Origin of the sequence: Methylotenera sp. (assembly GCF_029945535.1) — a bacterium.
Classification (GTDB): Bacteria; Pseudomonadota; Gammaproteobacteria; order Burkholderiales; family Methylophilaceae; genus Methylotenera.
This window is the reverse complement of sequence record NZ_JAQSCU010000004.1, coordinates 1-24,034: the sequence shown is the minus strand read 5'-3', so window position 1 is coordinate 24,034 and position 24,034 is coordinate 1. Positions and strand designations below refer to the sequence as shown.

25 protein-coding genes are annotated in these 24,034 nt (G+C 42.1%); 19 read left to right on the top strand and 6 right to left on the bottom strand.

All coding sequences use genetic code 11. The features are described from left to right. Positions 1-7: 7 nt before the first annotated feature. The 4 genes from rph to hemW all read left to right on the top strand — a co-directional run bounded on the left by rph (position 8) and on the right by hemW (position 2,783). Positions 8-739 carry a ribonuclease PH gene (gene rph / locus PSU72_RS00790; protein ID WP_300429673.1) on the top strand — a complete coding sequence of 244 codons (732 nt, stop codon included), beginning with the start codon at positions 8-10 and terminating at the stop codon, positions 737-739. Continuing rightward, the gene (rdgB, locus tag PSU72_RS00785) at positions 732-1,328 is read left to right on the top strand and encodes an RdgB/HAM1 family non-canonical purine NTP pyrophosphatase (protein ID WP_300429671.1); all 597 of its coding nucleotides are present in this window, start codon (positions 732-734) and stop codon (positions 1,326-1,328) included. Before rph ends, rdgB begins: the two co-directional genes overlap by 8 nt. Further along, positions 1,325-1,555, top strand: coding sequence for a hypothetical protein (locus PSU72_RS00780; protein ID WP_300429669.1), 231 nt, complete (start codon positions 1,325-1,327; stop codon positions 1,553-1,555). The genes rdgB and PSU72_RS00780 overlap by 4 nt, the downstream gene beginning before the upstream one ends. Before the next feature lie 82 nt (positions 1,556-1,637). After that, positions 1,638-2,783 carry a radical SAM family heme chaperone HemW gene (gene hemW, locus PSU72_RS00775; RefSeq protein WP_300429667.1) on the top strand — a complete coding sequence of 382 codons (1,146 nt, stop codon included), beginning with the start codon at positions 1,638-1,640 and terminating at the stop codon, positions 2,781-2,783. Between the two features lie 19 nt (positions 2,784-2,802). Here hemW and PSU72_RS00770 read toward each other — a convergent pair whose 3' ends face one another. Then, entirely contained in the window at positions 2,803-4,407 is a 1,605-nt protein-coding gene (locus PSU72_RS00770) for a hypothetical protein (RefSeq protein WP_300429665.1), read from the bottom strand. 24 nt (positions 4,408-4,431) lie between these two features. Next, positions 4,432-5,871 carry an argininosuccinate lyase gene (gene argH / locus PSU72_RS00765; RefSeq protein ID WP_300429663.1) on the bottom strand — a complete coding sequence of 480 codons (1,440 nt, stop codon included), beginning with the start codon at positions 5,869-5,871 and terminating at the stop codon, positions 4,432-4,434. A 231-nt stretch (positions 5,872-6,102) separates the two neighbouring features. Here argH and PSU72_RS00760 point away from each other — a divergent pair, with 231 nt between their 5' ends. From PSU72_RS00760 to PSU72_RS00735, 6 genes are read left to right on the top strand one after another with little or no spacing between them, the layout of a single operon-like run. After that, positions 6,103-7,095, top strand: a complete 993-nt coding sequence (locus PSU72_RS00760) for a sensor histidine kinase (RefSeq protein WP_300429661.1) — start codon at positions 6,103-6,105, stop codon at positions 7,093-7,095. Next, the gene (locus PSU72_RS00755) at positions 7,092-7,850 is read left to right on the top strand and encodes a LytTR family DNA-binding domain-containing protein (RefSeq protein WP_300429658.1); all 759 of its coding nucleotides are present in this window, start codon (positions 7,092-7,094) and stop codon (positions 7,848-7,850) included. Before PSU72_RS00760 ends, PSU72_RS00755 begins: the two co-directional genes overlap by 4 nt. 60 nt (positions 7,851-7,910) lie before the next feature. Continuing rightward, positions 7,911-8,870 (top strand): hydroxymethylbilane synthase, encoded by a 960-nt coding sequence (hemC, locus tag PSU72_RS00750; RefSeq protein WP_300429655.1) that lies wholly within the window; start codon positions 7,911-7,913, stop codon positions 8,868-8,870. Between the two features lie 22 nt (positions 8,871-8,892). Continuing rightward, positions 8,893-9,675 (top strand): uroporphyrinogen-III synthase, encoded by a 783-nt coding sequence (locus PSU72_RS00745; protein WP_300429653.1) that lies wholly within the window; start codon positions 8,893-8,895, stop codon positions 9,673-9,675. Between the two features lie 17 nt (positions 9,676-9,692). After that, positions 9,693-10,733, top strand: a complete 1,041-nt coding sequence (locus tag PSU72_RS00740) for a uroporphyrinogen-III C-methyltransferase (RefSeq protein ID WP_300429651.1) — start codon at positions 9,693-9,695, stop codon at positions 10,731-10,733. A gap of 14 nt (positions 10,734-10,747) precedes the next feature. Further along, on the top strand, positions 10,748-11,170 hold the full coding sequence (locus tag PSU72_RS00735; RefSeq protein ID WP_300429649.1) for a heme biosynthesis HemY N-terminal domain-containing protein: 423 nt from the start codon (positions 10,748-10,750) through the stop codon (positions 11,168-11,170). A 38-nt stretch (positions 11,171-11,208) separates the two neighbouring features. Here the strand turns inward: PSU72_RS00735 and PSU72_RS00730 are convergent, their stop codons facing one another. From PSU72_RS00730 to PSU72_RS00720, 3 genes are all read right to left on the bottom strand, one after another. Beyond that, positions 11,209-11,985, bottom strand: coding sequence for a TIGR01458 family HAD-type hydrolase (locus PSU72_RS00730; RefSeq protein WP_300429647.1), 777 nt, complete (start codon positions 11,983-11,985; stop codon positions 11,209-11,211). 155 nt (positions 11,986-12,140) lie between these two features. Continuing rightward, positions 12,141-13,178, bottom strand: coding sequence for a CDP-6-deoxy-delta-3,4-glucoseen reductase (locus PSU72_RS00725; RefSeq protein ID WP_300429645.1), 1,038 nt, complete (start codon positions 13,176-13,178; stop codon positions 12,141-12,143). A 41-nt stretch (positions 13,179-13,219) separates the two neighbouring features. Continuing rightward, entirely contained in the window at positions 13,220-13,615 is a 396-nt protein-coding gene (locus PSU72_RS00720; protein ID WP_300429642.1) for an FxsA family protein, read from the bottom strand. Positions 13,616-13,776: 161 nt separating this feature from the next. On the opposite strand from PSU72_RS00720, the gene dsbD reads away from it, so the two are divergent. From dsbD to pqqA, 8 genes are all read left to right on the top strand, one after another. After that, positions 13,777-15,708, top strand: a complete 1,932-nt coding sequence (gene dsbD / locus PSU72_RS00715) for a protein-disulfide reductase DsbD (RefSeq protein WP_300429640.1) — start codon at positions 13,777-13,779, stop codon at positions 15,706-15,708. A 19-nt stretch (positions 15,709-15,727) separates the two neighbouring features. Further along, the gene (locus tag PSU72_RS00710) at positions 15,728-16,282 is read left to right on the top strand and encodes a TlpA disulfide reductase family protein (RefSeq protein ID WP_300429638.1); all 555 of its coding nucleotides are present in this window, start codon (positions 15,728-15,730) and stop codon (positions 16,280-16,282) included. A gap of 176 nt (positions 16,283-16,458) precedes the next feature. Further along, positions 16,459-16,908: a type II 3-dehydroquinate dehydratase gene (gene aroQ / locus PSU72_RS00705; protein WP_300429635.1), complete on the top strand. Its 450-nt coding sequence runs from the start codon at positions 16,459-16,461 to the stop codon at positions 16,906-16,908. Positions 16,909-16,957: 49 nt separating this feature from the next. After that, on the top strand, positions 16,958-17,416 hold the full coding sequence (gene accB / locus PSU72_RS00700) for an acetyl-CoA carboxylase biotin carboxyl carrier protein (RefSeq protein WP_300429633.1): 459 nt from the start codon (positions 16,958-16,960) through the stop codon (positions 17,414-17,416). 32 nt (positions 17,417-17,448) lie between these two features. After that, positions 17,449-18,798, top strand: coding sequence for an acetyl-CoA carboxylase biotin carboxylase subunit (gene accC, locus PSU72_RS00695; RefSeq protein ID WP_300429729.1), 1,350 nt, complete (start codon positions 17,449-17,451; stop codon positions 18,796-18,798). A gap of 23 nt (positions 18,799-18,821) precedes the next feature. Continuing rightward, on the top strand, positions 18,822-19,709 hold the full coding sequence (gene prmA / locus PSU72_RS00690) for a 50S ribosomal protein L11 methyltransferase (protein ID WP_300429632.1): 888 nt from the start codon (positions 18,822-18,824) through the stop codon (positions 19,707-19,709). Positions 19,710-19,717: 8 nt separating this feature from the next. Further along, positions 19,718-20,527: a DUF3426 domain-containing protein gene (locus tag PSU72_RS00685; RefSeq protein ID WP_300429630.1), complete on the top strand. Its 810-nt coding sequence runs from the start codon at positions 19,718-19,720 to the stop codon at positions 20,525-20,527. 138 nt (positions 20,528-20,665) lie between these two features. Then, positions 20,666-20,737 carry a pyrroloquinoline quinone precursor peptide PqqA gene (gene pqqA / locus PSU72_RS00680; RefSeq protein ID WP_012777389.1) on the top strand — a complete coding sequence of 24 codons (72 nt, stop codon included), beginning with the start codon at positions 20,666-20,668 and terminating at the stop codon, positions 20,735-20,737. Between the two features lie 69 nt (positions 20,738-20,806). On the opposite strand, the gene PSU72_RS00675 is transcribed toward pqqA, so the two are convergent. After that, on the bottom strand, positions 20,807-21,709 hold the full coding sequence (locus PSU72_RS00675) for a hydrogen peroxide-inducible genes activator (protein WP_300429727.1): 903 nt from the start codon (positions 21,707-21,709) through the stop codon (positions 20,807-20,809). A gap of 242 nt (positions 21,710-21,951) precedes the next feature. Between PSU72_RS00675 and PSU72_RS00670 the strand changes: the two genes are divergently transcribed. Further along, complete coding sequence (locus tag PSU72_RS00670) at positions 21,952-23,436, top strand: catalase (protein ID WP_300429628.1); 1,485 nt, start codon at positions 21,952-21,954, stop codon at positions 23,434-23,436. Positions 23,437-24,034 lie beyond the last annotated feature (598 nt).

Sequence of the window (24,034 nt, the reverse complement as noted above, 5' to 3'; positions counted from 1 at the left end):
TAGAAGCATGCAATCAAGCAACTCAAGACCTAGCCAACGCGCTAATAATCAATTACGCAATGTCGAAATCATTCGCCATTACACTAAGCATGCTGAAGGTTCAGTATTAGTAAAATTTGGTGACACGCACGTGCTATGCACAGCCAGTGTAGAAGAAAAAGTACCAGGCTTTTTAAAAGGCAAAGGGCAAGGCTGGGTGACGGCTGAATATGGTATGTTGCCACGTTCAACTGGTAGCCGCATGGATAGAGAAGCCGCAAAAGGCAAGCAATCTGGCCGTACGCAAGAGATTCAACGTTTAATTGGCCGCTCACTACGCGCTATTATTGATTTAGAAAAACTAGGCGAACGTAGTATTCATATGGATTGCGACGTGATTCAAGCCGATGGTGGCACCCGCACCGCCAGCATCACAGGTGCTTATGTAGCCTTGCATGATGCCATTTCAACCTTATTAAAAAGTGGCAAACTTACTACAAGCCCACTAAAACAAGGCGTAGCGGCAATTTCTGTAGGTGTTTATAAAGACACGCCAGTACTTGATTTAGATTACATAGAAGATTCTGACTGCGATACTGACATGAATGTAGTGATGACTGCAGATGGCGGTTTTGTTGAGATTCAAGGCACCGCAGAAGGTGAGCCATTTAGCCGCGATGCAATGAACGCCATGCTAGATTTAGCTGCGCACGGCATCAATCAACTCATTATCAAACAAAATGAGGTATTAAGTGTTTAGCAAGCTGGTCATCGCATCAGGCAATAAAGGCAAGTTGCGCGAAATTGAGCACATACTTGCGCCGCTAAAAATTGAAATCATTCCACAAAACGTGCTTAATGTACCTGAGTGCGATGAGCCTTTTTGTACCTTTATAGAAAATGCACTTGCCAAAGCACGTCACGCCAGTAAACACACAGGCTTACCAGCACTAGCTGATGACTCTGGTTTGTGCGTTGATGCGCTACAAGGCGCACCTGGTGTGCTTTCTGCTAGATATGCAGGCGAACCAAAGTCAGACGAAGCTAATAACCAAAAACTACTTGAAGTCATGACAAACGAAAAAAATCGCCATGCACATTTTTACTGTGTGATGGTGCTAGTGCGCCATGAGCATGATCCAGAGCCTATTATCGCAGAAGGCCAATGGGTAGGCGAGATATTAAGCGAGTATCGTGGCAATGAAGGCTTTGGTTACGACCCAATATTTTTAGATGCCAAAACGGGTAAAACTGTGGCTGAATTGTCGATGGAAATTAAAAGCCGCATCAGCCACCGTGGACACGCAATGGCAAAATTATTGCAAAAAATAGAGCGATTAAGCACATGAGTACGCCTGAAAAATCTGTATGGCCAAAATGGGTGCGCGACGACGACAGCGTTGTTGCATGCACCGAAAAAGTCAAAGTGATGACTGAAAACTTTGATGAAATTAAACAAATCGCCCAAGACGCATTTGAAGATGGCTTGTTGATGGAAGTTTCTGAAGAGCAGATGCGTGAGGCATTGCATCGTCTTGTTGATATGCTGGTGAATCCTTATCAAAAAAATCATTGAAATAAAACCTGCGGCATCGTTTGATCCAAAGCCGATTAATACCATTGCGCCATTAGCAGGCGAGGCGACTTTATCTGGCCTGATGAACCCACCGCCGCTGTCTCTATATATCCATATTCCATGGTGCGTTAAAAAATGTCCTTATTGCGATTTTAACTCGCATGAAAGTCGGCATAAAGATGGCGAGATTCCAGAAAGCGCTTATGTGGATGCATTAATTGCAGATTTGGAGCTTGCTACGCCTAAAGTGTGGGGGCGGAAAATCAAAAGTGTATTCTTTGGCGGCGGCACGCCTAGTCTGTTTTCTGCGGAAGCGATAGACCGAATTTTGAACCATGTGCGCATGCTTACACCGCTAGAGTTTGATGCTGAAATTACGCTAGAAGCCAACCCCGGCACTGTCGATGCTGCCAACTTTGTTGGTTACAAGCAAGCAGGTGTAACTCGACTGTCGCTAGGCATACAAAGTTTTAATAGTGACTATTTAAAAGCTTTAGGACGCATTCACGACAGCGCACAGGCTTTTGCAGCTGTTGAGCTTGCAATGAAAACCTTCGAGCAAGTCAATTGCGACATTATGTATGGCTTGCCCAATCAAAGCTTGGAAGATGCCATGCAGGACGCAGAAGCTGCGGTGCGCTTAAGCCCGACACATTTGTCTTTTTACCATTTAACTTTAGAGCCAAATACACCGTTTTACCGCACACCGCCTAGCTTGCCTGATGATGACACTAGCAGCGATATGCAAATTTCCATTGAAGCACTGTTGGCTGAAAATGGTTACGAACATTACGAGACCTCTGCTTTTGCAAAAAAAGGCAAACAGGCCAAACATAATCTTAACTACTGGCAGTTTGGTGATTATTTAGGCATAGGTGCAGGCGCGCACAGCAAGCTCAGTTATCACGATAAAATCACCCGCGAAGTTCGCCCTAAGCATCCAAAAGCTTATATGGAGCAGGCGTTACAAGGCAAGGCCGTCGAGCGCGAATGGCTAATACCGCAAGATGAACTCGGTTTTGAGTTTATGATGAATGCGCTAAGGCTGATTGATGGCGTACCTGTGGCTTTATTTCAGCAGCGCACAGGTTTAAATATTCACACACTAGAAGCCACGATTAAATCCGCTCAAAGCAAGAAATTATTAATCATTGAAGCTGGCAATATGCGACCGACTTTATTAGGCCAGCGCTTTTTGAATGAGCTTTTAGAACTGTTTCTGCCTTAATTGAGGCTTAAATTCAGAGTTATTCTTGATTAGAAAATTTGTCGCGAAGATCCAAAATATCACGCAATAACTTAATTTCCAACAGCACTTCTAAACCAAAGCCACCGCGTTCACTGTCACGATTATCTGTTAATAGCGTATCTAGATAAACTTTGGTTTCTATCAGCTTTTCTAAGCTCTTATCACACTCACTCCAAAGCTTCATTAAAGGCTCAATAATGTGCGGAAACTCTAGCAAACTGGTCGCGATGACCATCGGTAGCGGTAAGTTATCCCAAGTGGGCTTAATCACATTAAAGGTTTGATGGAATTGGTGTGCGCTTTCTGAAAATGCTTCTTTTTGATTAGTTTTTCTGTAAATATCTAACAATGCCAACCAATGATCTAAAGACGCTTTAGGTGCAGATTGAATTTGTGCCTTCAATATCAGAATCGCTTCTTTTTCACGATCAATATTGACGTAAATTCTAGCTTGCTCAAGCACCAAATCGCCCTCTTCTTTGTTTTTCAAAGACATGATGGCATCTAAATCGTTATCTGAAATACTGCCTGAGAACTCACTCGACGTTAGTGAAAAGTCTACTGTAGCGGGCGGTTCGTCATCTTCATCAACCGCACTCATGAATTCTTTTTTATCCATAGGCTCTAATTTATCTGCGGTGAAATAACTAAAAGCTTCTGTTTGTTTACGTCTATATCGATAGGCAGCAAATATTGAGCCAAAAACAAATAATGCTAAAAGAATTAGTAAGCCATATTGAGAAATAAGAGTTTCTTGCTCTGTCATTGATGCTGTTGTTGTACTAGCCGGCGTTTGAGTAGCTGGCGATACCACGTGCTTAATGACTTTAGGCTTTGGTTTTGCTAGTTCTGGCACGTCTGCAACAACCACAGGGGCTTGAGCTACAACTGGCGCGACTGATGTTGGTGTTGGTGTTGGTGTTGGTGTTGGTGTTGGTGTTGGTGTTGGTGTTGGTAATACTTTAGGTATTTGAGGTGCTGCAGGCAAGCTTTGCACACGTTTAGCTTCTATGTTAAGTGCCGCCATCACCTCTTGCAAATGCGCCAACTTTGCATTTAGCTTTTCTAAATCCTGCTTGAGCTGTTCATTTCTTTTCACCAAATCTACATATTTAGTCTGCATTTCTGAAGTGAGCGCAAATTGATTAGCATCTTTCAGGCCATAGCTCATGTGTAATTCTGGCTGAGTTGCAGGCTTGTTGTGATGCGCTGCTTTTGTAGATGCATGCCTAATTCTGCCACTATGCTTAGCCAAATATTTAATATTGGGTATCACAATCAAGCTAGCCTGATTGGTCGTGGTATAAGCATTCAGATTAGGGCGAATTTCTTGGCTTAAATGTAGCGTTCTCTGAATAAATAAACGCTGCATTCTTTTGTTTTTTGGGTAAAACAGACGAGATAAGCTTTGCACACTTTCACCAGATAACAGCGGCCAAGTAATTGTAGTTGATTCGCGGTCATCTGGCTGTTGCAACGTGGTATCTTGTGGTGCGGGTATTTCTTGTGGAAGATCTTGTGCCAGCGAAAAATTAGCATGCATTGCGACTAATAAAGCCAATGCTAGGTTAGTTTTTTTAAATTTTTTTTCGCTAAAAATCAATTCACACCTTCATTTTATAATCTTTTAACTCATTGATTTTCTAACGCGAGCAATGGCTGCTTTAACTTGCACAGGTGCAGTGCCACCAATATGGTTACGGCTGTTTAATGAACCTTCTAAAGTTAATACAGCATAAACATCTTCACCAATTTCAATTGCAAATTCTTGTAAAGTTGTCAGTGGCAAATCGCTTAAATCTACCTTTTTATCTACCGCGTATCGCACAGCCAAAGCTACGGCCTCATGCGCATCTCTAAACGGCATGCCTTTTTTAGCTAAATAATCGGCTAAATCTGTAGCTGTGGCATAACCTTCAAAAGCCGCTTGGCGCATATTGTCTTTATTGACTATAAAGCCTTTTTTAACTACCACGCCGTTTTCTACCACTGGCAAACGCAGCATATCTGCGTAAATTTGCAGAGTGACTAACAAAGTATCAGCCGTATCAAATAACGGCTCTTTGTCTTCTTGGTTATCTTTGTTGTAGGCTAGTGGCTGGCCTTTCATCAAAGTGAGTAGCGCGGTTAAATGCCCATAAACTCTACCTGTTTTACCACGTACCAATTCTGGTACATCTGGGTTCTTTTTTTGCGGCATGATAGATGAGCCGGTGCAAAATCTATCGGCAATGTCGATAAAAGCGAATCTTGGCGAACTCCACAAAATCAGCTCTTCGGATAATCGTGATAAATGCGTCATCACCAATGAAGCAGCAAAAGTAAATTCAATGGCAAAATCACGGTCAGAAACCGCATCTAGTGAGTTTTCACAAACACCATCGAAACCCAATTTTTTTGCAACTAACTCTCTATCAATTGGGTAGCTAGTGCCCGCTAGTGCCGCGGCGCCTAAAGGCAGTTTATTGATACGCTTTCTACAATCGACAAAACGTCCAATATCACGTGTCAGCATCTCAACATAAGCCATTAAATGGTGACCAAAGGTTACTGGTTGCGCTACTTGTAAATGCGTAAAACCTGGCATCACCGTGTCGAAATGTGCTTCAGCTAAATCTAGCAAGCTAAGTTGCAGACCTTTTAAGCCGGCAATGACATCATCTGTAGTGGCTCGCAACCATAACCTGACATCTGTTGCCACTTGGTCGTTACGGCTTCTGCCAGTATGTAAGCGCTTACCTGCGTCACCAATCTTGTCGGTTAAACGCTTTTCAATATTTAAATGTACGTCTTCTAAATCTAACAACCATTCAAATTGACCGCTCTCGATTTCTTGCAAAATCTCCGCTAAGCCTGTTTCGATTGATTTAACGTCATCCAAACTAATAATTTTTTGTGCGCCCAACATTTGCGCATGGGCAATAGAGCCTTGAATATCAAACGCCGCCAAGCGTTGATCAAAACTTACAGAAGCTGTGTATTTCTTTACTAACTCAGCGACAGGCTCGTTAAATCTGCCTGACCAACTGGTATTTTTGTTATTTAATGCGCTTGTCTTTTTTGTCACTTTCACTTTTTCTTTCTTATCGTGCTACTTGAATGTCTGTTTCAATTTTCCAGATTAATTTTTAGTGCGGTGTATGACACCACTTTTAATCACTACTTTGACTTTTTATATCAATTATTGCTTAATAATAATACACTTATGTGATTAGTATAATGCATATTGCAAGGATTACGATTTAACTAATGATCAAAAAAGACCAAACAACACAATTTCATATGCATGAATCATGCCATGAGAAAAAGTAACCGCCTTCCTAATTTACGTAACTTAGGCGTAGCGTTACGCATTTTAGTCATCACTAATACGTTACTAGCACTCATTACGATCATCTTAAGCACTAATGCTGCTGAGTTTGTAACACTTGTGACAAACATTTCAGCGATTGCGCAACCCATGCTGTTATTGAGCTTGTTAATGTTATACACAAGCTACCCACTACTCAAAAAACTACGCTATTGGCACGGCATAATCGTCATTTTTACCATCGTTTTATTCACTTGTTTTAGTTTACATTGGCTGCTGACGCAAGCCTTGATATTCGACAATCTATTATCGGTTAAACGCTCGCTTTTTTATGCATTTATTCTATGTACGATCATCTTGTATTACTTCAACCTTCAAGAGCGCGCTTATTCACCAGCGATTGATGAAGCAAGACTACAAGCCCTGCAATCACGCATTCGCCCACATTTTTTATTTAATTGCATCAACGCAGTATTATCATTGATTCGCAGCCAGCCCAAGCGCGCTGAAACCGCTCTCGAAGATATGGCGGATCTATTTCGCGTACTGATGGCAGATAATCGTGATTTAGTCCCTTTAGCGCAAGAAATCGCTTTATGTAGACAATATTTGGCGTTAGAAAAGTTACGCCTAGAAGAGCGGCTGATTATTGAGTGGAAAGTGGATGATATGCCACCGGATGCACTTATACCGCCGTTACTATTACAGCCGCTGATTGAAAATGCGGTCTATCACGGCATAGAACCGTTAGCGACCGGTGGCAAAATTACCATTCAAATCTACACCAAACGTAATGAAGTGCATTTAGTACTCAGCAACCCTTACAGCATCAAAAACACTAAACATATTGGCAACCAAATGGCGCTGAAGAACATTAAGGAGCGTTTAACTTTGCATTTTGACCTTGAAGCGTCATTGAAAAGCAGCCTGTCAAATGGTGAGTATCAGGTCCATATCATTTTGCCACATACGACTAAATGACAAACTCGCTAAGCATACTAATCGCAGACGACGAAGCGCCCGCGCGCAATCGCTTACGTGAACTTTTAAGCGACATGAGCCACATTAACGTTGTTGCAGAAGCTAAAAATGGACAAGAGGCGCTCAGCTTAGCCAACACGTATCAGCCTGACATTGTGTTACTCGATATTCGCATGCCAGGCATAGACGGTATTGAAGCGGCTCAACATTTGCAAAAAATGATTAAACCGCCAGCTATTATCTTTACCACGGCTTTTGATAGCTACGCCATACAAGCGTTTGATATGAGCGCAGTAGATTACTTATTAAAGCCAATCCGCTCGGAGAGACTGCAAACCGCCATACAAAAAGCACGTGCTTTATTGCCTAGTCAACTAGAGGCAATAGTGCCACTGAGTCCGCAAAAGACTCACTTCAGCATTACTGAGCGTGGGCGAATTTTATTGATTCCTGTTACTGATGTAATTTATTTGCGTGCTGAGCTTAAGTACATCACCGTACGCACCGCAGAAAAAGAGTACCTTCTGGAGGAATCGCTTAATAATTTAGAGCACGAATTTAAGAATACTTTTATTCGCTTACATCGCAACTGTTTGGTGGCAAAAGCCTATATTTTAGGCTATGAAAAACGCCATCAAGAGTTTGATGAAGATGGCAATAAAAGCTGCGAAAAACATTGGGTCGCCTTATTAAAAAATACCGATGAGACGATTGCAGTCAGCCGTCGGCAACAACATCTCATCCGCGCAAACTAAAGCGATATCGCGGCTTGTGCTAAAATAAAACCTACCCATTAAACTGCCCATTTTAAGCATATGAACACTTCTAGCCCTATTTCTTTTCAAACCCCGAGTAAACTTGTGATTGCCTCGCGTGAAAGCCCATTAGCCATGTGGCAAGCCTTGCATATTCAAAGCCGCTTGCAAGCGCTTTACCCTTCCACTATTGTGGAAATTTTAGGCATGACCACTACTGGTGATCAAATTTTAGATATGCCATTGGCAAAAGTCGGCGGCAAAGGTTTGTTTGTAAAAGAGTTAGAAACTGCACTAGAAGATGGCCGTGCAGACTTGGCTGTTCATAGCATGAAAGATGTACCTATGAATCTGCCAGAAGGTTTTATGATGGCTGCCACTGGTGAGCGTGAAGACCCGCGCGATGCCTTTGTTTCAAATGACTTTAACTCGCTTGAAGACCTGCCTGAAGGTAGCATTGTTGGCACCTCTAGCCTACGCCGTCAGAGCCAATTACAAGCACGTTTACCGCATTTAAAAATCGAATCCTTACGTGGTAATTTGCAAACGCGCCTTCGCAAACTGGATGAAGGTCAATACGCCGCGATTATCCTCGCCGCAGCAGGTTTGATTCGCTTAGGCCTTAGCGCCAGAATCCGCAATGTGATTTCACCTGAATTAAGTATTCCTGCAGTTGGCCAAGGGGCTTTAGGCATAGAAATCAATGCAAACCGCCCTGATTTGTTAGCGGTTTTAGCGCCTTTAAATCACCCAGATACACAAGTGTGTGTTGAAGCAGAACGTGCCATGAGCCGTGCGCTTGCAGGCAGCTGCACAGTGCCGCTTGGGGCTTATGCTACTTGCAAAGGTGAAGATATTCACATTACTGGCTTTGTTGCGAGTGTAGATGGCAAGCAAATGCTAATAGAAACTGCCAGCGGCAACAGAAACCAAGCCGATGCTTTAGGCAAAGCATTAGCCAACCAATTGTTGGCAAAAGGCGCTAACGAGATTCTCTCTGCGCTTGACGGTCATAAGTAAGTAGCGAAAGTAGTCATTATTCATGATGGCAGATAACTTACTAAAAGGTTTGCATGTTGCGGTCACTAGACCAGTCAATCAAGCTGAAAGTATCTGCGAGGCGATTGAATATCATGGTGGTGATGCGATTTTATTTCCGTTGCTCGCCATTTCGCCTTTAGACGATTATCATGAGTTTGAAAATGCCATTGCTGACCTTGAGCGAACTGACTGGGCAATCTTCATTAGCACCAATGCGGTTGATAACTCATTACCGAGAATCCTCAAAAAATTTGGCAATGTGCCTGAAAATCTGAAATTTGCCGCCATTGGTCATCAAACGGCTAAAGAACTCAGTCTGTATGGTGTCCATCAAGTACTGATACCACATACCCGTTTTGACAGCGAAACTTTATTGGCGCTGGCTGAAATGCACGATGTTGAAAATAAGAATATCGTCATTTTTCGTGGAGTTGGCGGGCGCGACGTATTGGCAAATACACTTAAATCTCGCGGCGCTAACGTCACGTTTGCAGAATGTTATCGCCGCATTAACCCACAAACTGACGCACAATTTCTTAATAGTGAATGGCAGCAAGGTCATTTAAATGCAGTCATCGTGACGAGCAGTGAAGCCATGCGCAATTTGCTAAGCATGGCAGGCGAATCCGAATGGCTGCGCCACGTCACGCTGTGTGTTAATCATGCCAGAATCGCCGAGTTGCCCCTGCAATTTGGTTTTAAAGTATTAGTGACTGAAGCACCGGGCGATGATGCTATGATTAAATGTTTGTCAAAATTAGCTTTAGCTCAAGTAGTGAATTAAATAAGTGATTAATTATAATGGCTGACACTTCAAACACACCAACCTCAGATAGACGTAAGCCCTCACTCTTCGCAAATACCGCGCTGATACTGGTTGTAATCGCTTTACTAACACTGGCATGGCAATGGATAAATACACGCCAGCGATTTAATGAAGTGGAAAAATCGCTTAGCCAAAAACTTGAAGACTACCAAGCAAACAACCAACAAAGCTTGGCACTTGCTAAACAAGCAGAAGAACGAAGTACTGAAGCCAACGCCCGCACGGTGATTTTAGAACAAAAGCTAGAAGAGTCACGCGACCAACAAGATGTATTGCAAACATTGTATGATCAGCTCGCTGAGAACCGCGAAGCTACTGCTGTGGCTGAAGTTGAGCAGCTATTAACAATTGCCAATCAACAACTACAACTTGTAGGCAATGTAAAAACTGCTTTATTAGCGTTACAGGCGGCGGATAAACGCTTGGAGCCACTCAATTTACCGCGAGCAAATCAGCTACGAGAAACACTCGCACTTGAAATTGAAAATCTAAGAAAATTACCACAAGTAGATGTTGTAAGCATGAGTGCCCAACTAGAAACTTTGGCTGATTTATGTGCCACCATACCGTTAATCAGCGAGCGCCAACCTACTTTCAATGCAAAAGCGGCTCAGCAAAATGTGGCCAAAACTACACCCCTAAACGCTTTGCAAAAAGTCGCCTACCCCATTTGGAACGATATTAAAAATCTAGTCACGGTAGAGCGCATTGATAAACCAGAGCCGCCACTATTATCAACAGATCACGCATTTTATCTGCGCGAGAATTTAAAATTGCGCTTACTCACAGCCCGAATTGCCTTATTGCAACATGACGAAACTAGCTATAAAGCCGATCTTGCAACGGTTACTGCATGGATCAATCAATATTTTGACGCCAAACATCCAAATGCCACACAAGCATTTAAGTTATTAAAGAAACTATCTGGCAACAACATTGATATTCAGTTGCCACAACTGACCGAAAGCATTGCGGCAGTGAACCGTTACAAATTAAGCCTAGAAAAAACCGATTAAATCAGCAATCAATCATGATAAAACGCAAAATATTTTGGTGGTTATTCATGGCGTTACTGCTAATAGCCGTGGTGTTAATAGCCAGTAATAATCAAGGTTACGTGCTGATTGTGCGACCACCCTACCGCCTGCAATTTTCATTCAATTTTTTACTAATTTTGATTGTATTGGGGTTTTTACTACTCCATTACTTTTTAAGATTTGTGCATTTTTTACGATTCTTACCCGCCAATAGACGCAACAAACAAGAAGCACAACGCCTAAAAGCCAGCAACGACTGGCTGCTGGAAGGCATGCATGCACTTGCAGAAGGTGATTTCGCAAGCGCTGAAACTGCCATTACAAATGCGCATGATTTAATTCAAAATGCCGACCATGAAAAGCTACTGGCAGCACTAGCTTTAGAAAAAAATAAGCAGGGATTTTTATTTAAGTAATGGCTAATCTTGTCGAACGCGCTTAGCTCAACAAAGTGTCATAAGCCAAGTAATTTAGGTAAATCGACAATCGAATCTATCAGTAAATCAGGTTTAACTTGAGATGCCTCGGTATAATTTTGGCGATATTTACCTGTTTTCACCAATATGCCTGTTAGTCCAATTTGTTGGCTTCCACCAACGTCCACATCAATATCATCGCCTATCATGGCAACCTCAGACGATTTAAGCCCCATATCATCTAAAGCAATTTGAAAGAAATCAGCAGAAGGCTTACCAATAATCATGGCTTTGACTCCGCTGGCGTATTCTAAAGCCTCAACAAACCCGCCAATATCCATCTGTAAACCATGTTCAGTCTGCCAAAACTTATTTTTATGAATCGCGATGAGTTTCGCGCCCTGCATCAAATCATTGAACACTTGATTTAAAAGCGTGTAAGACCACGTGCTACCAATATCGCCAATGACGATATAATTTGCAGCCATCTCAGATTGATGGAATTCTTTGAAGTCCTGTTTTACATCATCAGCTAATAACAAACGACAAACTGGATTTTGTTGGCGCTGTAAATAAAATAATGTCGCTTGCGGGGCGCTGATAATTTCATTGATGGGAATTGCAAAGCCTAGCTTATTGATTTTTTGCTGAAGACTAGTCAAAGATAAGGTGCTAGTGTTGGTAACAAAGCGGCATATATGGCTGGCGCGTAGCTTTTCAATTGCTTCTACAGCACCTTCAATCGCGCTAGAACCTGTGTAAAGCACACCATCCAAATCAAACAAAATACCTTTTAGAGCAGATAAGTCACTCATATCAGCACCTCACTAGAATCAGATATCTAAACACTACACCCTAACTATTGTTAGATAGCCGCGCATTGTATAAGTTACACATTAGACCAAATTATACTAACTAACAACCAGTCTTGTAGCGTAAGTCACCAGTGCCGCACTCTACGTACTTCAATCTAAGCAGTTGCTACCTTAGGCGTTGGCTTTGCATAATTAAAGGCATCTGAGAAAAATTCATCTTCTGGCAAACCTGCTTTAACAAAACTGGCATGCGCGACTTCCACCATGGCTGGTGCGCCACAGCAATATACTTCATAGTCAGCTAAACCTGTTCGGGCGAAATCCTCTAGCACGGCCTGATGCACATAGCCTGTGCGGCCTTGCCAGTTGTCTTCTGAGGTAGCGTCAGACAATACTGGAATGAATTTAATGTGGGGATATTCTTTTGCCCAAGCCTCTGGCAGCGCTGGCATGTAAAGATCCTTCAAACTATGTGCCCCCCAATATAAAGTCACCGGGCGATTGATATTGTTATGCAACATATGCTCAATAATGCCTTTAATCGGCGCAAAACCTGTGCCGCCAGCAACCATGATGATGGGTTTGTCTGACTCTTCCCTTAAGAAAAAGCTGCCGAATGGAGCTTCTATGCGCAAGATAGCTTTGTCTGGCATTTCGTTAAAGACGTATTCGGTAAATTGCCCGCCCGGAATCAAACGTAAATGCAGCTCTAATAGGTTATCTATATGCGGCGCATTAGCCAGTGAAAAAGCGCGGCGTTTACCATCTTTAAGCAAAAACTCGATGTATTGCCCTGCCATAAATTTGAGATGTTCAGTACTTGGCAGCTTTAAAAATAATGCCATCACATCGTGTGAAAGTTGCTCTTTACGCTCTACACGTGCAGGCAAAATTCTTGGCTGAATGACATCTGCATGAATCTCACGGCATTCTATGGTTAAATCTGTCAGTGGATGTGCACAGCAAAACAGCGCTTTGCCTGCTGCTTTTTCAGCTTCAGTCAGCGCGCTTGAGGCGTAATCGCCATAATCCACTTCGCCTGAAATAATATCGCCCTTACAACTACCGCAAGTACCATTACGGCAACCGTATGGAATATTCACACCCGCACCTATGGCTGACTCCAGAACGGTTTCTGATGCTTTTGCGGTGTAGGTATGTTGAGTAGATTTAATGGTGATTTGATGACTCATATTTAGGCTCTCTTTTTATTCTTTAGTACTTGGGATCTCTATTAATCTTCGCGGTGAAATTCACCCTCTATGACATCATCATTAGCAGCTTGTTGCTTAAATGTAGTCGATTTTATTGCGCTTTTATCCACAGGTATTAACAATAACACCACGGCGATTAAATCCGTCATCACGCCCGGAATAATGAGCAGTATGCCTGCAACAATATTACGCGCACTGCCAAACATCGCTTTCATGGGATTGCCACCTTGGCTAAGGCTTTGCATCATTCGGCCTGAAAATAATAGCTTTTCATCACGAATAAGTTGTAAGCCAAGCAAAAACATGGCGACTAAGTATAATAATACCCACCAACCATATTGTTGAAACAGATTGATTAAAATCCAGATTTCCGCAATCGGAAAGGCAAGCAAGGCCAGTGTAAGTATTAAACGCATTGGTATATTATCCTTAATGGATTACAAGTAATATTGAACGTATGATGCTAATTAACTCTCTATGTAATGGAGTCTGAGCAATTAAAATACAAGATAGTTTAATTGTAATTGCTAAAATTTAGCCTTACGTCATTAAAGCGCCATCATTTTAAAAAACATTAGTGAAAAAAATAGTGAAACCTTTATTTCTCAAACATTCGGTATTTCTTAAACCTTTGGTTTTCTGCCTTGTTGCCTTCATTGGAGTTTTACCTAACGTCTATGCTGCTGAAAACAAATTCAGTTCATTTGCAAACTCACTGATTGAAACGAATAGCGAAGAGACTTTTTTATCGCCTGAAGCCGCTTTCCAGTTAGATTTATCCGCTAAAGACGCCCAAAGCATTCAAGCCAATTTTACTGTAACGCCCGGCTACTATCTTTACAAAGAGCGCATCAAGTTTGTATTGGCACCTGGAACTCCAGCCGAGATTTCTAACGTTGAGTTTCCAATTGCTGAGATTAAAAACGATAAGAACTTTGGCAAAATGGAAGTCTATCATCATGATTTTAGTGCCAAAATCAATTTAGCTAATATTAAAAATAATGCTATTAAGATTGCCGCAACGTATCAAGGTTGCAGTGAAAAGGGCTTGTGTTACGCGCCGATGACCAAAACATTTACTGTAGATCTGGCTACAGCTAAAAATATTGTCAACACTCCAGAAAAAGCCACAGAAGAAACCATTTTCGCGAATGATAACGAAGCAGATAACACGACAAAAATACTTAAATCAGGCAATTTATGGTTAGTTATCGCAGGCTTTTTTGCCGCAGGTTTGCTTCTTTCACTTACGCCTTGCGTGCTGCCGATGATACCAATCTTGTCGAGTATTATTGTAGGTAGTCAAAGTCAGCAAGTGAAGCCTTCAAAATTACATGCCTTTGGCTTATCTGTGGCGTATGTATTGGGCATGGCACTAAGCTACACCTTGGCTGGAATCGCGGCAGGTCTCTCTGGCGACCTGCTTAGCCAGTCGTTGCAAAATGCTTGGGTGCTTGGTGCAAGCGCCTTGATATTCATTTTATTGGCTTTTTCAATGTTTGGGTTTTATGAACTAAAACTCCCGCAAAGTTTTGAAGACAAAATGCTCAACACTAGCAACAAACTTAAAGGTGGGCACTTTTTTGGTGTATTCGTCATGGGTGCGCTTTCAGCCTTAATTGTTAGCCCATGCGTGGCGGCGCCACTAGCAGGCGCTCTGATTTACATTGGTCAAACGCACAACGTATTTTTAGGTGGCGTTGGCTTATTTGCGCTCGCCATTGGCATGGGTGTGCCTTTATTGCTGATTGGTGCATCAGCAGGCAGCTTATTACCTAAAACTGGTGACTGGATGAACGCGGTGCGTAACTTCTTTGGTGTGTTGATGTTAGGCATGGCTATTTGGCTAATTTCGCCAGTTATTCCTGTGAGTGTTCAATTGGGGCTATGGGCGATATTATTAATAGTGACAGCGGTTTATCACAGTGCGCTAGACAACCTACCTATACATGCAACTAACTTTGCCAAACTATGGAAAGGTGTTGCCGTTATGCTATTGATATTTGGCGTAGCCTTATTTATAGGAGCGCTTTCTGGCGCGAAATCAGCCTTGCACCCACTAAGCAATTTTACGATTAGCAGCGCTAACCAAACAAAAAGTCCTTCACAACTAAGCTTTACCCGCATTACTAGCATCGCTGAATTAGAGCAAAAACTGGCTGCAACTAATCAACCTGTCATGTTAGATTTTTATGCCGATTGGTGCGTAGCTTGTAAAGAACTTGAGCAGCTGACTTTCAGCGACCCCAAAGTGCAGCAACAACTTAAAAACACCACGCTATTGCAAGTAGATGTAACCGCCAACTCCGATGAAGATAAAGCGCTACTAAAACGCTTTGGCTTATTTGGCCCGCCTGGTATTGCCTTTTTTAATGGTAATGGCAAAGAAATGACCACGCTAAAAACCGTCGGATTTCAAGATGCTGAGCGTTTTAGCACGACGCTAGCTAGACGCGATAGCTGTATTATCGCTCCAAAAAATCAACAAGAAACAACTACGCAGTGTTAATCAAACTCACCATCAAATTATGTTAAAAAAAATACTCTCTACTGTTGGCTACTTAGCCATCATGCTGGCGCTTGGTTTCGCGATTTACTATTATGTTTTAAGCCCAAATGCCGCATTAAAAAACTCTGCTGCAGATTACAGCAAGCTTTCTACACAAGCGCTATTTTCTAGCAAACTTCCTAATCCAGATGGCATCAATCAAGATTTAAGCCAATACAAAGGCAAAATCATCGTGCTTAATTTTTGGGCGACCTGGTGCCCACCATGCCGCGAAGAAATGCCTGAACTCTCTGAATTATATACAGAATACAAAAATAAAAATGTGGTGGTGCTAGGTCTAGCTGTAGATGAATTAGCGCTAGTGAAAGAGTTTTCAGTCGCCACTCCTGTAAGCTATCCCTTATTCGCAGCGGAGAACGATGGCATGGTGCTAGGCAATGATTTAGGCAACGATAAAGGTGTATTACCTTATACCGTCATCATTAATCAGCAAGGCGTAGTCGTTGACACCTACTTCGGACGCATCAACAAAACCCTTTTAGAGGCTGCAATACGCCCTTTATTGGCACCATAACACCTCAATTTTACAGCTAAACTTAAGCTTGTAATATCAATCACTTAAATTGTGAATGCCATCTAATTTCGTTTAAATTCACTAAAGTAGCTGGACAAAACCAGCTAACTTCGGCAAACTTGCAATAATGAGTTACACGAATTTACAATATAAAACGTTCAAAAAATTGGTTGAAGATGTCAGCTAAATCTATATTAGTATTGCACGGTCCAAACCTTAATTTATTGGGCTTACGTGAACCTGAGCATTATGGCAGCGACACGCTAAGTTCAATTAATCAAACGTTAACGGATATTGCAACACAAGCAGGAATAGCTTTAGAAGCCTTTCAAAGCAATACTGAGGGCGATCTTGTGACTAAAATTCAATCCATTGCAACTACAAAAGTGGACTTTGTAATTATTAACCCTGCTGCATTTACACATACATCAGTAGCAATGCGCGATGCGCTTTCTGCTGTTAAAGTACCATTTATTGAAGTGCATTTATCCAATGTATATGCACGTGAGGCATTCCGCCATCATTCGTATTTTACGGATATTGCAGTTGGTGTCATCAGCGGCTTAGGCGCACATGGCTATACATTAGCGCTTGATTATGCGATTCGTCGCATCAATCATTCTTAAATTTACTCTTGTTATTAACTAAAATTTTCCTAGATTTTTAGAGGTTATTATGGACTTACGCAAACTTAAAAAACTAATCGATCTTGTTGAAGAATCGGGCATCGCTGAACTTGAACTGACAGAGGAAGGTGAAACGGTACGTATTAGCCGTAATTTTACATCTAGCGCACCAGCACAGCAGCACTACGCAAATTATGCGCCTGCACAATATGCTGTAGCACCGCAAGGTCAAGCGCCACAAGCAGCCGTGGCTGAAGTTCCAGTGGTTGAAGAAGGTCATGCCGTTAAATCACCTATGGTAGGCTCGTTCTACCGTTCATCTTCACCAGATGCAAAACCATTTGTAGAAGTGGGCGATACAGTAGCTGTAGGTGATACGCTTTGTATTATTGAAGCCATGAAACTATTGAATGAAATTGAATCAGATAAAGCTGGCGTTGTTAAGAAAATCTTAGTCGAAAACGGCTTAGCTGTTGAATACGGCGAGCCACTATTTATTATTGGCTAATAAAAATTTAAAAGGTAGTTAACAACATGGCTATGTTTGACAAAATCTTAATTGCTAACCGAGGCGAAATCGCCCTTCGCGTTCAGCGTGCGTGTCGCGAACTTGGTATCAGAACGGTTGCTGTTCATTCTGAAGCAGACCGAGAAGCTAAATATGTAAAATTAGCAGATGAATCTGTATGTATTGGCCCTGCACCTTCTGGTCAAAGTTACTTAAATATTCCAGCTGTGATTAGTGCGGCTGAAGTGACCGATGCACAAGCAATTCATCCAGGTTACGGTTTCTTATCTGAAAATGCTGACTTTGCTGAACGTGTAGAACAAAGCGGCTTCGTATTTATCGGCCCTCGCGCTGAAACTATCCGCTTAATGGGCGATAAAGTATCCGCCAAAGATGCAATGAAAAAAGCCGGCGTACCTTGTGTACCAGGTTCTGATGGCGCATTGCCAGATGACCCAGCTGAAATCATTAAAATCGCTAAAAAAGTCGGCTACCCTGTCATTATTAAAGCCTCTGGCGGCGGCGGCGGACGAGGTATGCGCGTGGTGCATACTGAAGCTGCATTGATTGCCTCAGTGAATATGACAAAAGCCGAGGCGCAAGCAGCCTTTGGTAACCCAGTGGTTTATATGGAGAAATACCTAGAAAAACCACGCCACATTGAAATTCAAGTATTGGCTGACCAACACGGCAATGCAGTATTTTTAGGTGAACGTGATTGCTCTATGCAACGCCGTCACCAAAAAATTCTTGAAGAAGCGCCTGCGCCATTACTTAATCCAAGATTACGTGACAAAATTGGCGAACGCTGTGCTGAAGCCTGCCGTAAAATTAAATATCGTGGCGCGGGTACTTTTGAATTCTTGTATGAAAACAATGAGTTCTACTTCATTGAGATGAATACTCGTTTACAGGTTGAGCATACAGTGACTGAAATGATTACTGGCATTGATTTGGTGCAGCAACAGATTTTTGTAGCCGCTGGTGAAAAACTCAAATTCCGTCAAAAAGACGTTGTGCTTAAAGGCCATGCCATTGAGTGTCGTCTAAACGCAGAAGATCCATACACTTTTGTACCATCTCCAGGCAAAATTACTACGTTCCACATGCCAGGCGGCCCTGGTGTGCGTATTGATACGCATGCTTACGCGGGCTACACTGTGCCACCAAATTATGACTCTATGATAGGTAAGTTGATTACTTATGGTGACACGCGTGAACAAGCCATTGCTCGTATGCGTATTGCTTTGTCGGAAATGATGATTGGTGGAATTAGCTCCAATGTGGCATTGCACGCGGACCTAATGGCGGATGCGGCTTTTCATCTAGGTGGTACAAGCATTCATTACCTTGAACAAAAGCTCGGTATTTACAATAAATAATTTCATTAGTTAGTAGGTTTTGCATGGCGTGGGTATCGTTAAAAATTGAAGCACAAGATAATACGGCGGATCTAATTAGCGATACGCTAATGGCACAGGGTGCGCTTTCTGCCATTATTGAGGATGCAAACGCCGACACATTGGACGAGCAGCCAATATTCGGTGAGCCAGGAGACCCGCCGCCCGGTATTTGGCAACAAAACCTTGTCAGTGCTTTGTTTGACGAAGGTATTGATGTTATAAAAGTAATCGCTGATTTGGAACGTGAAACCAAATTAAGCAATCTGCAATACTCTACTGAAATAATACAAGAGCAAGATTGGGTGCGCGCCACGCAATCCCAGTTTGAGCCGATTAAAATTACCGATAATTTGTGGATTGTGCCTACATGGCATAGCGCGCCAAATGTAGACGCGATTAACATCGTATTAGATCCGGGCTTAGCTTTTGGCACAGGCAGTCACCCTACCACACATCTGTGCTTGAAATGGCTGACTGAAACAGTATCAGCGCAAGATTCTGTTCTGGATTATGGCTGCGGCTCAGGTATTTTAGCGATTGCCGCTAAGAAACTAGGTGCATCTGAAGTCATCGGTACAGATATTGACCCGCAAGCCATTCAATCTAGCGTGTACAACGCCGAACAGAATGCCGTGTCGGCTGACTTTTATCATGCAAGCAAATACCAATCGCGTGAATTTGATATAGTAGTGGCTAATATACTCTCAAGCGCACTAAGTGTATTGGCGCCTGCACTGGCAAAATCCTGCAAAACTGGTGGTAAGATTGCACTTTCGGGTATTTTGAAAGAGCAAGCCGCTGACGTTAGCGCTATTTACGCAGAATGGTTTAACATGCAAGCACCACAAACCATGGATTCTTGGGTGTTGCTCACCGGCACTAAAAAATAGAGTAAAAAATGACCAACGTCACTAATTGCCCCAATTGCCAAACGCAATTTATTGTTACTGATGAACAACTTAATCAACATAACGGTAAAGTACGTTGTGGGCATTGTTTACATGTGTTTGATGCAACAAAAGAGTTAGTTGATGTAAATGCGGCTGAAGTTATAGGTGACGCTGATTTAGCCGACATCAATGACGAAACTCAAGTACAAGATAGCCACGTTGAAGATCACGAAAACTCGCAAATAAGTGACGAAGCAAATGAGATTGTTAATAAAGCCTTACTTAAAGACAGTCAAGCTACCTACTTTCAAACAATTGACCAAAAAGCCGAGCGTAAAAGCCACTTATACAAATGGCTAATGAGCCTGTTTGCTATTCTTTTGTTAATCGCCGCAGTTGGACAAAGCATTTATTTTTGGCGCAGTGATATTACTATTTACTATCCAAAACTAAAACCTTTGCTAACTCAAGTGTGTGAGAAACTTTCTTGCAGCATCCAGCTACCTAAGAAAATTGAATTTATCATCATTGATGATTCCGACATGCAAGAAGATGCTGATCACGAAGGCTTAATCCATTTTTCGAGCACCTTGATTAATCAAGCTGGTTTTATTCAAACTTATCCGAATATAGAACTGACACTGACCGATATTGAAGATAAACCCAAGTTAAGACGCATATTCACACCCGCAGAATATTTACCTGAGCATACTGATGTTGCAAGCGGCTTGCCAGCTGGCGCTGAAATCAAAGTCAAGCTAGCACTGACCGCGCAGGATGAACCGGTAGCTGGCTATCGAATTTCAGTGAGTTATTAATATTGACTGTAACGTTGAACTAATGAAAATCATTAGTCTAATTTAGTTGCTTTACATAGCTGGTAATTGTAACCGCTCTGTATTATGTGAGTCATAGATTGTGTACGACTTAATTAATTAACTTATAGGAGAATTATTATGTGGACAACACCAGCAGCTACTGAAATGCGTTTCGGTTTTGAAGTAACAATGTACGTAATGAACAAATAATTGTTCTTAAGTACCGAAAAAGGCGCCTAGTGCGCCTTTTTTATTTGCTTAATTATTCGCGCCATATCACTACTTAATCAACAGCATGTAATTTGAATCAATCGCTTTAATCGCCTCGGCTATTTTTTCTACAGCCTCCAATCGCATAAAGCTCTTACGCCACGCAATCGCTATACGCCGTGTTGGAGCCGGGCTGGCAAACGGAATCACTTTAATCAGCGGATTATTATAGCGCTCCGCTGTTGCTGAACAGGGCAATACGGTAATACCAAGGTTTGAAGCCACCATATTACGGATAGTTTCTAATGAGTTGCCTTGCAAAATTTCACCTTTACGGGAGAGTTCTGGGCATGCCTGTGTTACTTGGTTGCTGAAACAGTGACCGCTATTCAATAACAGTACTTTTTCATCAGACAACTCTTCAGGCTTAATATGCTTACGCTTTGCCCAATGATGGTCACTAGGTACAACCACATCAAACTCTTCGTCATATAAAGCACGGTATTGCAAGCCTGGCACATTAAACGGTAGTGCAATAATGGCCGCATCTATGACGCCATTACGCAATTGCACTTCTAAATTAGCCGTCAGGTTCTCTTCTACCTCCAAAGGCATATCGGGTGCGCTGCAGCGTAATATGGGGATAATCTCTGGCAATAAATAAGGGCCAACTGAATGAATCATGCCAAGCTTTAACGTACCTTTCAGCTGATTTTTACCTAACTCTGCTAATTGTTTAATATAAGCGGCTTCTTCTAATACTTTTGAAGCCTGCTCAACTATTTTTTCGCCAATTTCAGTCATGCTGACTTCGCTTCTACTACGCTCAAAAATAATCACATTGAGCTCTTCTTCAAGCTTCTTAATCGCCAGACTAAGTGCGGGTTGTGAAACAAAACACTTTTCAGCAGCGCGCCTAAAATTGCGCTCTTGTGCCACAGCTACAATAAATTTTAATTCTGTTAGACTCATCATTTAACTCGCAGCTTATCAATTACGTCCATCATACATTGATAAGTTATATTTATCAATTTCATCAAAACAAACAATTATACAAATAGGCCTATGTTCCCTAAAATGCAATTCATGCATTATTTTTTAAGGAGAAAAACGATGAATATGAATTTTGAGACCACCAGCCAGATACTGATAGAACTACTAGCCAATTACGCAGCAGCAAATTAGAAAACCAATTTTATTTTAGGAGAGCAAATATGAGCAAAACTACTTTAACGACCTCAGCAGGTGCACCAGTTGCAGACGATAACAACAGCATTTCTGTAGGTAATCGCGGACCATTGACGTTTGATAACCATTATTTATTTGAAAAATTAGCGCACTTTAACCGCGAGCGTATTCCTGAGCGTGTAGTGCATGCGCGTGGTACAGCTGCTTACGGCACATTTACTGTCACAAAAAGCTTAAAAGATCACACCATTGCAGACTTTTTGCAAGAAGTTGGTCAACAAACAGAAGTGTTTTTACGCTTTTCTACCGTAGGTGGTGGTCAAGATTCTAGCGATTATGCGCGCGATCCACGTGGCTTTTCAGTGAAGTTTTACACCAAAGAAGGTAATTGGGACATGGTGGGCAATAACACACCCGTATTCTTTTTAAATGACCCGATTAAGTTTCCTGACTTCATCCACAGTCAGAAAAAAGACCCTCGCACTAACTTGCCAAACCCAGCCAATGCGTTTGAGTTTTGGGCGAACCATCCACAGTCATTACACCAAATGACTATATTGATGAGCGATCGTGGCATTCCATTGTCATATCGCCATGTGCATGGCTTTAGTAGCCATACCTTGAGTTTTTATAATGCTAAAGGTGAGCGTTTTTGGTGTAAATGGCACTTTAAAACTAACCAAGGTATTAAAACTTTAACCAACGATGAAGCGGCAAAAATGCCAGCTTTCGGTGCGCAACAAGATTTAGTGAATGCGATTGACCGTGGTGAATTTCCAAGCTGGAAAGTTGAAGTGCAAATCATGACGGAAGATGAAGCCAAAAATTACCACATTAATCCGTTTGATTTAACCAAAATTTGGCCATACAAAGACTTTCCAGTGATTGAGATTGGTCGATTAGAGTTAAACAAAAATGTGAATAACTACTTTGCTGAAACTGAACAAGTAGCCTTTGCACCAAGTAACTTCGTGCCTGGTATTGCAGCGTCACCAGACAAAATGTTGCAAGGTCGTTTGCTAGCTTATCAAGATGCACATCGCTACCGCATTGGCGCGAATTACAACCAAATTCCAGTGAATGCGCCAAAATGCCCTGTGAACCATTATCAACGTGATGGCGCTTTTGCTGGAACGGGTTGTCCTGTTGGGCATTCTAGCGGTGAAGCTAACTACACAAATGCAGCTAGCCATATTGCAGCGAGTAACTTCTATCCTAACGATAGAGCTGCTGACGGTGCACCAGTGCCTACGCCCCGTGTTGCAGCGCCGCCTATGCCTGTGTTAGAGAGCGCTTGGATTGGCTACCACAGCCAAGATGAAGAAGACTATTACACACAAGCAGGTGATTTATTCCGCATTATGAATGATGACCAAAAAGCGCAATTGTTCGGCAACATTGCAGGCGGATTAAGCCAAGCAAATGAATCCATTCAGCAACGCATGTTGGCAATCTTTGCAAAAGCAGATCCTGCTTACAGTGCTGGTGTTGCTAAAGCGTTAGGCTTGTAAGTTAATGTCCATTTAGTAACCTAAACTTTACTATTCAAAGCCCGTACTTGAGAGTGTTATCAAGTACGGGCTTTTTATTGAATGGGCATTCGTAACGTTTTGAGTATTACCAAATAATGTTGATTCAACTTTTTGAGAGTCTGCTTTGTGGCAAGCTGTTTTGTAGGTCGGTGGGCAAGAAAGGGCCCAAACCAGAAGTTCATCAATCAAGTGCGTCCGACAGCAACGGGGGACAAAGCGGACGTTCCGGCTGACCCCATCTACTTCTGAATCGGGCCAATAGTGGACATTAGTCAGTTAATGAGTTTGACTTATAGCTAACAAATAAAACATTAAGTGACGCAACCATGCTATCGTAAAGACAAATACTCTCCGAGCTGCCTTAGTGCCTACTAAGGCTACCGCCCTAGATTTTGAACATAAGTTCAATATAAAGTGGGCTCACATGCCAGCCGATAAAGAATTACAAACCAAGCTAGATATTGCAAATAATGCTTTATTGGATTCAGAAATATTACTTAGCACAGCCAACGATGAACTAGTCTGTTGAATTGCATTAATAACTGACCCACCAATTGCATTTAAAATTGACCCACCC

Bases quoted from the DNA above. Each gene is read 5' to 3' on its own strand.
- rph (WP_300429673.1), top strand. From the start codon at position 8: ATGCAATCAAGCAACTCAAGACCTAGCCAACGCGCTAATAATCAATTA.
- PSU72_RS00780 (WP_300429669.1), top strand. From the start codon at position 1,325: ATGAGTACGCCTGAAAAATCTGTATGGCCAAAATGGGTGCGCGACGAC.
- hemW (WP_300429667.1), top strand. From the start codon at position 1,638: ATGAACCCACCGCCGCTGTCTCTATATATCCATATTCCATGGTGCGTT.
- PSU72_RS00760 (WP_300429661.1), top strand. From the start codon at position 6,103: ATGAGAAAAAGTAACCGCCTTCCTAATTTACGTAACTTAGGCGTAGCG.
- PSU72_RS00755 (WP_300429658.1), top strand. From the start codon at position 7,092: ATGACAAACTCGCTAAGCATACTAATCGCAGACGACGAAGCGCCCGCG.
- hemC (WP_300429655.1), top strand. From the start codon at position 7,911: ATGAACACTTCTAGCCCTATTTCTTTTCAAACCCCGAGTAAACTTGTG.
- PSU72_RS00745 (WP_300429653.1), top strand. From the start codon at position 8,893: ATGATGGCAGATAACTTACTAAAAGGTTTGCATGTTGCGGTCACTAGA.
- PSU72_RS00740 (WP_300429651.1), top strand. From the start codon at position 9,693: ATGGCTGACACTTCAAACACACCAACCTCAGATAGACGTAAGCCCTCA.
- PSU72_RS00735 (WP_300429649.1), top strand. From the start codon at position 10,748: ATGATAAAACGCAAAATATTTTGGTGGTTATTCATGGCGTTACTGCTA.
- PSU72_RS00730 (WP_300429647.1), bottom strand. From the start codon at position 11,985: ATGAGTGACTTATCTGCTCTAAAAGGTATTTTGTTTGATTTGGATGGT.
- PSU72_RS00725 (WP_300429645.1), bottom strand. From the start codon at position 13,178: ATGAGTCATCAAATCACCATTAAATCTACTCAACATACCTACACCGCA.
- PSU72_RS00720 (WP_300429642.1), bottom strand. From the start codon at position 13,615: ATGCGTTTAATACTTACACTGGCCTTGCTTGCCTTTCCGATTGCGGAA.
- PSU72_RS00710 (WP_300429638.1), top strand. From the start codon at position 15,728: ATGTTAAAAAAAATACTCTCTACTGTTGGCTACTTAGCCATCATGCTG.
- aroQ (WP_300429635.1), top strand. From the start codon at position 16,459: ATGTCAGCTAAATCTATATTAGTATTGCACGGTCCAAACCTTAATTTA.
- accB (WP_300429633.1), top strand. From the start codon at position 16,958: ATGGACTTACGCAAACTTAAAAAACTAATCGATCTTGTTGAAGAATCG.
- accC (WP_300429729.1), top strand. From the start codon at position 17,449: ATGTTTGACAAAATCTTAATTGCTAACCGAGGCGAAATCGCCCTTCGC.
- prmA (WP_300429632.1), top strand. From the start codon at position 18,822: ATGGCGTGGGTATCGTTAAAAATTGAAGCACAAGATAATACGGCGGAT.
- PSU72_RS00685 (WP_300429630.1), top strand. From the start codon at position 19,718: ATGACCAACGTCACTAATTGCCCCAATTGCCAAACGCAATTTATTGTT.
- PSU72_RS00675 (WP_300429727.1), bottom strand. From the start codon at position 21,709: ATGAGTCTAACAGAATTAAAATTTATTGTAGCTGTGGCACAAGAGCGC.
- PSU72_RS00670 (WP_300429628.1), top strand. From the start codon at position 21,952: ATGAGCAAAACTACTTTAACGACCTCAGCAGGTGCACCAGTTGCAGAC.